The sequence below is a fragment of the Saccharothrix sp. CB00851 genome (assembly GCF_001905065.1).
In the GTDB taxonomy this organism is placed as follows: domain Bacteria; phylum Actinomycetota; class Actinomycetes; order Mycobacteriales; family Pseudonocardiaceae; genus Actinosynnema.
This window is the reverse complement of sequence record NZ_LWLC01000045.1, coordinates 351,520-359,691: the sequence shown is the minus strand read 5'-3', so window position 1 is coordinate 359,691 and position 8,172 is coordinate 351,520. Positions and strand designations below refer to the sequence as shown.

Below are 8,172 nucleotides of genomic sequence, written 5' to 3'. Positions count from 1 at the left end.
TCGCGGTAGTAGTGGACGCCCTGCACCAGCGACGCCGCGCAGTTGCCGACCCCGACAATGGCCACTCGAACGGTGCGGCGGTTGTCGCCCATGCCGAGTCCTCCTTAGTTCTTCCGTGCTCGTATTCGGGGGTTATTGGTCCCGCTCGCGCTGTTCGGCCTGCTCGTGGGCGATCAGCTCGTTCAACCACCGCACTTCGCGCTCGGTGCTCTCCAGCCCGAGCCGGTGCAGCTCCCGGGTGTACCGGTCGATGCGTTCACTGGTGGCCGATAACGAGGTGCGCAGTCCTTCGCGGCGCTCCTCGACCCGGCGCCTGCGGCCCTCGAGGATGCGCATCCTGATCTCGGCGGGGGTGCGGGAGAAGAACGCCAGGTGGACGCCGAACGAGTCGTCGTCCCACGTCTGGGGTCCGGCGTTGGCCAGCAGTTCGGCGAACCTCTCCTTGCCCTCCGCGGTGAGCTTGTAGACCTTGCGCGCCCGGCGGCCCCACCGGGCCGAGTCCTCCTCGGGCACTTCCTCGACGATCAGGCCGCCACGTTGCAGCTTGCGCAACGTGGGGTACAGCGTCCCGTAGGAGAACGCGCGGAACGCCCCCAGCAACTCGTGCAAGCGCTTGCGCAGCTCGTAGCCGTGCATGGGCGCTTCGTGCAGCAGGCCCAGGACCGCGAACTCCAGCACGTAGCACCTCCCCGCTCAGGTGAGCGCCGATGGGTGTGCTCAGTATATCGGTGCGATACATCCGCGCACGCCGATGCCGTGTCGCGTGGCACACAGCCACCCCTACCTTCGGCCCACTGCCCTGAACGGCCCATCGGCCGGGTTGGAGCGGCACGTACTCTGGTCGTCGTGTCGACCCAACGCCAGGTCGTGGACTACGCCTTGCAGCGCCGTGCGCTGCTGGCGGAGGTCTACGCGGGCCGAGTGGGCACGATGGAGGTCTGCGACGCCAGCCCGTACCTGCTGCGAGCTGCGAAGTTCCACGGCCGGCCGACCGAGCAGACCTGCCCGGTGTGCCGGAAGGAACCGCTCACCCACGTGTCCTGGGTCTACGGCGACGAGCTCAAGCACGCGGCCGGATCCGCGCGCACCGCAGACGAGCTGGCCCGCATGGCGACCCTCTTCGAGGAGTTCACCGTGTACGTGGTCGAAGTTTGCCGCACATGTAGTTGGAACCACCTGGTGCAGTCATACGTCCTGGGAACGCGTGGCCTGAACTCTCGCAAGCCACGCAGGAGGACCGCGGCGGAGTGAACCTGCTCCGACCACGGGCGCCGCTCCGGCGAGGAGCAGCGGCGTACGACCACCGAACCGCGTGCGACGGCACGCCGGTCTGGGAGGCCATTTCGTGAACGACCAGCATGACGACAGGCATCGTGGCGCGGAGCCGCAATGGCCGACCGGGGAGGACCCGGACGGCGGCGGTCACCCACCGCGCCACGGAGCCGGGGATCAGCCGGAGCGTCCGAACACCCCGCCAGGTGGTTTCGCGCGCTCACCGCTCGACGGCCCCGGCCCTAGGCACGGCACCCCGCCGGGCGGGTTCGCCCGTCCGGGCACGCCACCGGGCGGCTTCCCGCAGGCGGGTGGCACCCCGCCCGGTGGCATCCCCCGGGGTGGCCCACCGCCGCGCAGGCCGGCGGGCCCCGGTGGTCCCGGCGGCAGGCACGCCGGCCCGGTACCCGGTGCGCGTCCCGACGGCCCGGCCGTCGCGGGCAACGTGCCCGGCGGCCCGCCCCAGCGCCCCAACACGCCTCCCGGCGGCATGCGCAGACCCGGTGCGCCCGGTGGCCCCGTGCCGCCAGGCGGCCGGCCACCCGTCGGCGGCCCCGGTGGTCCGCGCAGGCCGGGCGGTCCCGGAGGCCCCGGTGGACCCGCCGGTCCCGGTGGTCCGCAGCGGCGACCCGGCGAGGAGCCGACCGACCTGCTCCCGCCCGTCTACCAGACCGCGCCCCGCGAGCCCGAACTCCTCACGCACCGCGAGGACGAGGTCGAGCTGGAGCCGTTCTACGACGACGAGTACGACGAGGAGCTGACCGAGGAGGAGGCCCGCGCCGTGCGTCGCAAGAAGGTCTGGCGTCGCGTGCGCCGCACCACCTACGTGGCCCTCGGGCTGATGCTCCTGGCACCGGTCGTCGCGTTCGCCATCGCCTACCAGGTGGTCGAGGTGCCGAACCCCGAGGCGGTCGCGGCCGACCAGGGCAAGGCGATCACGATCCTGTACGCCGACGGCACGGAGATGACCAAGTACGCGCCGGGTGACGCCAACCGCACCCTGGTCAAGTACGAGGAGCTGCCGCAGACGCTCAAGGACGCGGTGTTCGCCGCGGAGGACCCGACGTTCATGACGAACGTCGGCTTCGACCTGACCGCCATCGCCCGCGCGGGCTGGTACCAGCTCAAGGGCGAGCAGAGCGGTGGCTCGGGCCTGACGCAGCAGTACGTCAAGGAGGCCACCGACCAGGACGACATGACGCTGACCCGCAAGTTCACCGAGGCGGTCACCGCGTACAAGATGTCCCAGCAGCAGGACAAGCCGGACATCCTGACCGCGTACCTGAACACGATCTACTTCGGTCGTGGCGGCTACGGCATCAAGACCGCGGTGAAGGCGTACTTCGGCGACGTCCAGCTCAAGGACCTCACCCACACGCAGGCCGCGCTGCTGGCGGGCATGATCCAGAACCCGGGCCGGTCGGAGCAGCCGGCGTACCGCGAAGAGCGCTGGAACTACGTGATGGACCAGATGCTCAAGCACGGCTGGATCGACCAGGCCTACCGCGGCTCCACGGAGATGCCGGTGCCGGTGGAGCAGGCCGACCAGTCCGGCCTGAGCGGGCCGCGCCTGCACATCCGCGACCAGGTCCTCCAGGAGATGGACAAGGTCGAGTGGGACGTCGAGAAGGCGCAGAAGGTCGGCGTCACCGTCCACACCACCATCGACCCGCCGAAGCAGCTCGCGGCCGAGCAGGCGGTGGACGAGATCATGGGCCCGCAGCCCAAGGAGCTGAGGTCGTCGCTCACCGCGATCGACCCGCAGACCGGTGCGGTCCGGGCGTACTACGCGGGCGCCGACGGCACCGGCCTGGACTACGCGAAGAACACGCTCCAGGAAGCCGGCTCGTCGTTCAAGCCGTTCGACCTGGTCGCCGCCCTGAAGAACGGCAAGGGCCTCGGCACGACCTACGACGGCCGCTCGCCGAAGACCTTCAACCTCGGCGGCACCAGCATCACCATCCGCAACGCCTCCGACAAGAACAACTCGTGCGGTGAGGAGTGTCCCATCCGCGAGGCGATGCGGATGTCGCTGAACACGGTGTTCTACGAGATGGTGCTCGACATCGGCACCCAGCCGGTCGCCGACGCCGCACACGCCGCGGGCATCCCGAAGACCGTCGAGGTGCAGGGCGTGAAGAAGAACCTGCTGGTCAACGAGAACGGCGGGGCACCCAACGTCGGTATCGCCATCGGTGGTGGCGAGGCGCAGGTGCGGCCGTTCGACATGGCGTCGGCGTACGCCACGTTCGCCGCGCGCGGCACCTACCACGAGCCGTTCTTCATCTCGAAGATCACCAACGCCGAGGGCAAGGCCGTCTACCAGCACGTCGACGTGTCCCGGCAGGCGTTCGACCCGGACCCGCAGAAGAACCAGGACATCGCCGACAACGTCACCGAGTCGCTCAAGCCCGTCCTCACGTACTCGAGGATCCCGTGCGCGGGCCGCGAGTGCGCGGGCAAGACCGGTACGCACGAGCTCCCCGACGACGCCAGCCAGAACTCGAAGGCGTGGATGGTCGGCTACACGCCGTCGTTGTCGGCGTCGGTGTGGGTCGGTCGCGACGAGGGCAACGTGGCGTTGAAGGACGCCCAGGGCAACCCGATCTTCGGTGGTGGCCTGCCGGGTCAGCTGTGGAAGCGGTTCATGGACAAGGCGCTCGAAGGCACCCCGCCGGAGCCCTTCCCGAAGCCCCGGAAGCTGAACCAGTTCGACAACCCGCCGAAGAAGACCACCACCACGACCACCACGACGACGACCAAGAAGAACGACGACGACGACAACAACGACAACCGGTCGACGACGACTCAGCCGACCACGGGTCGGACGACGACGTCCAAGCCGACGACCACCCGTCCGTGCGTGGGCCTGGCCTGCCCGACCCAGCCGACCACGACGGACCAGAACGAGCCCGACCCGATCGGCAACGGCAGTCCGCCAACGGGTTAGCGACCCGGGTCAGCGCACGTCGAGAGGGGTCCGGCCGAGTGCCGGGCCCCTCTTCGCGTGCGGGTGGGCACCGGCGGCCGCAGCGGTTCGCGTCGACCTCACATCCTCCGTTGACCCGTGCCCGTAGCATCCGTCACCGTGGCCAGCCCCTCGGAGCCCTCGCGGACGAACGCCGACGACACCGACTCGCTCACCCCCGAGGAGCGGGTCAACCCCACGTGGACCGAGCCGCTGGCCCGGAACGCGAGCAGGTCGATCGGCGGGCCGGTCGGACGGCACGCGTCAGTCGGCCGGCAGTGGTTCTGGACGCCGCTGCGGGTCGTGCTGCTGTTCGCGGTCGTGACGCTGGCGCTGGCGTGGTTCCAGAAGTCGCCGTGCATCCAGCAGTACGTGGACGACAACGGCGTGGTGCAGCTCGACTGGCGCGGCAGCAAGCAGTTCACCGCGATGTGCTACTCCGACACCGTGCCGCTGTACACGGCGGAGCGGTTGGACAAGCCGGACACGTTCCCCTACAAGACGTCCTGGGTGGACGACGAGGGCAAGCCGACGGCGCACGTGCGGTACATGGAGTACCCGGTGCTGACGGGCATGTTCCAGCTGCTCAACGCGCGCATGGCGCAGGGCTGGACGGCGATCGCCTCGTCCGGGTGGCTGCCGAACCCGATGACGGTGATCGTGTACTTCAACATCACCGCGCTGTGGCTGGCGCTGGCGTGGCTGGTGACCGCGTACGCGGTGGCGCAACTGGCCAGGCGGCGGCCGTACGACGCGGTGCTGGTGGCGGTGTCCCCGCTGGTGATCGTGCACGCGTTCACCAACTTCGACACGCTGGCGACCGCGTTCGCGACCGCGGCCATGCTCGCGTGGGCGCGCAAGAAGCCGGCGCTCGCTGGCGTGCTGCTGGGGCTGGGCGGCGCGGCGAAGCTGTACCCGCTGTTCCTGCTCGGGCCGTTGCTGCTGCTGTGCTGGCGGTCCGGCCGGCTGAAGGCCGGGTGGACCACGTTCGGCGCGACGCTGGCGACGTGGGCGCTGGTAAACGCGCCGATCGCGTGGCTCTACCCGGACGGGTGGCGGGAGTTCTTCCGGCTGAACACCGAGCGCGGCGTCGACCCGGACTCGCTGTACAACGTGATCGCGCAGTGGACCGGGTGGCAGGGCTTCGACCCCGGACTCGCGCACGGCCAGGCGCCCGAGGTGTTGAACGCGGTCAGCGCGGTGCTGTTCCTGGTGTGCTGCGCGGCGGTCGGGTTCGTGGCCATGTCCGCGCCGCGGCGGCCGAGGTTCGCGCAGCTGGCGTTCCTCGTGGTGGCCGCGTTCCTGCTGACGAACAAGGTGTGGAGCCCGCAGTACTCGCTGTGGCTGGTGCCGCTGGCCGTGCTGGCCCTGCCGCGGTGGAAACCGCTGCTGGCGTGGATGGCGGTGGACGCGCTGGTCTGGGTGCCCCGGATGTTCTTCTACCTGGGCGTGGAGAACAAGGGCCTGCCGATCGACTGGTTCCTGGGCACGGTCGTCGCGCGTGACGTCGCGGTGATCGTGCTGTGCGCGATGATCGTGCGCGAGATCTACCGGCCGAGCCTGGACAAGGTGCGGCAGGCGGGCGACGACGACCCGTGCGGCGGTGTCTTCGACGGCGCACCGGACCGGTTCGCGCTGCGGTTCAAGCGGCGGCGCGAGGACGCCCCCGCGGTCGCCGCCGGCACGGGAAGCTAGGCAGAAGTGGGTGCGGCCGGACGGCGGCGGCGGGCAGGCGTGAAGTCGGTGAAGGTGACGTCCGACTTCAGGAAGGCCAGGAACAACGCCACCAGCAGCGCCGCCCGGCCCCACACGCCGATCACCACGGCCTGCGCCGCGAACCCGTCGTAGATGCCGGACGGCTCGCCGAACTCGATCGCGTAGAACCAGCGGAAGATGCCGATGCCCATGGCCAGGTCCGCCGCGAAGTACGCCGCCACCCAGCCCCAGTTCACCCGCAGCAGCACGAACATCGGCACCAGCCACAGCGTGTACTGCGGCGAGTGCACCTTGTGCAGCAGCAGGAAGCCGCACAGCATCGCCGCCGACACCGGCACCCACGGGTAGCTGCCCTCGGCCAGGTACCGCCGCCACCCGAGCCAGCAGGCCAGCGCGAACGACGCCATGATCCCGACCGGCGACAGCAGCCCGACCAGCGCCTGCATGGTCTCGTCCGGCATGAACGGCCGCATCGACCAGAACCAGATCGAGTTCGTGGTGATGTCGACCCGCCGCAGGCCCTGGAACGCGAACGACGCCTGCCAGCCCTCCGGCCCCGCCACCACGAACGGCAGGTTGATCAGCACCGCCGTCACCACGGCGGCCGCCGCCACCCGCACCGCGCCCGCCACGTCGTACCGCACCCCGCCCGGCAGCGACCGCCCGCCCGGACCCCCGGTCAGCACGTACAGGCACAGCGGCAGCACGAAGACCGCCGGGTAGAGCTTGAACGCGAACCCGATCCCCAGCAGCACCGATGCCGCCAGGGCGCGCTCCACCAACGGCCGCTCGCGCCGCCCCCAGCCCCGGTGCACCACGTACACCGCCGCCACCGCGCAGAACACGACCGGCAGGTCCCAGTTGTGGAACGCGTACAGCACCACCGGCGGGCCCAGCGCCCAGACCAGCGCGCGCCACCGGCTCAGCTTGCCCAGCAGCCACCCCGTGGCCAGCCCGAACGGCGCCATCAGCAACGCCGAGAACAGCAGGAACGCCGCGTCGGTCTCCGCGAGGATCGCACCGGCCCAGATCAGCAGCCCGGTCAGCACCGGGTACTCGACCACGCCGCCGACCAGCATGCCCTTGCTGTTCATGCTGCCGTTGACGTACGGGAACACGTGCCGGTCGATGTCCCGGCCGATCCACAGGTGCTGGATGTCGGAGTAGCAGACCTCGGCCTTGTTGCGCCGCTCGTAGTCCGGCGCGCTGCGGCCCCACTGGTCGAACTCCGGCCCGGTGCAGCGGTCCTTGTTGAGGAAGCCGGCGAACAGCGTCAGCCCGCACAGGAGGACGACCGCGGCGAGCGCGACCCGGCCGAACCGCGGCAACCGCGAACCGGCGTCCGCGCGCTCCGGCACGGCCACCACCTCCCGTGTCACGCTCACCCGCCCAAGTGCTCGCGGAGGAACGCGATGTCCTGCGCCTGCCCTTCGTCCGGTGTCTCGACCAGCACCGGCGAGCCGGCGGCGGCGGCCACCGCGACCAGCTGCTCGGGGTCGATCGTGCCCGACGCGATGTTGGCGTGCCGGTCGCGGGAGGAGCCGAACTCGTCGCGCGAGCTGTTGAGGTGGACCAGGTCGATGCGCCCGGTGATGGCCTTCACCCGGTCCACGATGCCGACCAGGTCCTCACCGGAGGCGAACGCGTGGCAGGTGTCCAGGCAGAACCCGGCGTCGAACTCGCCCACCGCGTCCCACAGCCTGCCGAGCATGTCGAACGTGCGCGCCATGGCGTTCTCGCCGCCCGCGGTGTTCTCGATCAGGATCGGGACCGCGAACCCGCCGCCGGCGGCCTGCCGCTCGAACATCTTCCGCCAGTTCGCGATGCCCTCGTTCGGGTCCTCGCCCTTGGTGACGTGACCGCCGTGCACGATCAGGCCCTTGGCGCCGACCTTCGCCGCGGCCTCGGCGTGCTGGAGCACGATCTTGCGCGACGGGATGCGGATGCGGTTGTTCAGCGACGCGACGTTGGCCAGGTACGGCGCGTGGATGAAGACCTCCAGGTCGGAGGCGAGCAACCCGTCGGTCTGGGGGTGCGGCTTCGGCGCCTTCCAGCCCTGCGGGTCGGCCAGGAAGAACTGCACGACGTCCGCGCCGCGGTCGGCGGCGGCGCCGAGCGGGTCGTCGTCGCGGACGTGGGCCCCGATGCGCATGCCGTGAGGGTAGTCGGGCGCTGCAACGCACCGCCGACCGCCGGCGATAGCAAATTTATCAACG

At 70.4% G+C, this 8,172-nt stretch carries 6 protein-coding genes; 3 read left to right on the top strand and 3 right to left on the bottom strand.

Annotated features, from left to right (window positions below; translation table 11 throughout):
- Positions 1-132: 132 nt before the first annotated feature.
- On the bottom strand, positions 133-678 hold the full coding sequence (locus A6A25_RS35970) for a PadR family transcriptional regulator (RefSeq protein ID WP_073897904.1): 546 nt from the start codon (positions 676-678) through the stop codon (positions 133-135).
- 168 nt (positions 679-846) lie between these two features.
- Between A6A25_RS35970 and A6A25_RS35965 the strand changes: the two genes are divergently transcribed.
- From A6A25_RS35965 to A6A25_RS35955, 3 genes are all read left to right on the top strand, one after another.
- A complete protein-coding gene (locus tag A6A25_RS35965) occupies positions 847-1,251 on the top strand; it encodes a DUF5318 domain-containing protein (RefSeq protein ID WP_198932966.1) in 405 nt (134 codons plus the stop codon).
- 94 nt (positions 1,252-1,345) lie between these two features.
- Positions 1,346-4,222, top strand: a complete 2,877-nt coding sequence (locus tag A6A25_RS35960; RefSeq protein WP_274534376.1) for a transglycosylase domain-containing protein — start codon at positions 1,346-1,348, stop codon at positions 4,220-4,222.
- A gap of 138 nt (positions 4,223-4,360) precedes the next feature.
- Positions 4,361-5,935 carry a glycosyltransferase family 87 protein gene (locus tag A6A25_RS35955; RefSeq protein ID WP_073897902.1) on the top strand — a complete coding sequence of 525 codons (1,575 nt, stop codon included), beginning with the start codon at positions 4,361-4,363 and terminating at the stop codon, positions 5,933-5,935.
- On the opposite strand, the gene A6A25_RS35950 is transcribed toward A6A25_RS35955, so the two are convergent.
- A complete protein-coding gene (locus A6A25_RS35950; RefSeq protein ID WP_073897900.1) occupies positions 5,932-7,341 on the bottom strand; it encodes a glycosyltransferase family 87 protein in 1,410 nt (469 codons plus the stop codon). The two genes, A6A25_RS35955 and A6A25_RS35950, sit on opposite strands and share 4 nt — an antisense overlap.
- Positions 7,338-8,108, bottom strand: a complete 771-nt coding sequence (locus A6A25_RS35945) for a deoxyribonuclease IV (protein ID WP_073897898.1) — start codon at positions 8,106-8,108, stop codon at positions 7,338-7,340. The genes A6A25_RS35950 and A6A25_RS35945 overlap by 4 nt, the downstream gene beginning before the upstream one ends.
- Positions 8,109-8,172: the final 64 nt, after the last annotated feature.

What these genes read in the sequence shown, in the direction of transcription:
- A6A25_RS35945 (WP_073897898.1), bottom strand. Translation starts at nt 8,108, where the DNA reads ATGCGCATCGGGGCCCACGTCCGCGACGACGACCCGCTCGGCGCCGCC.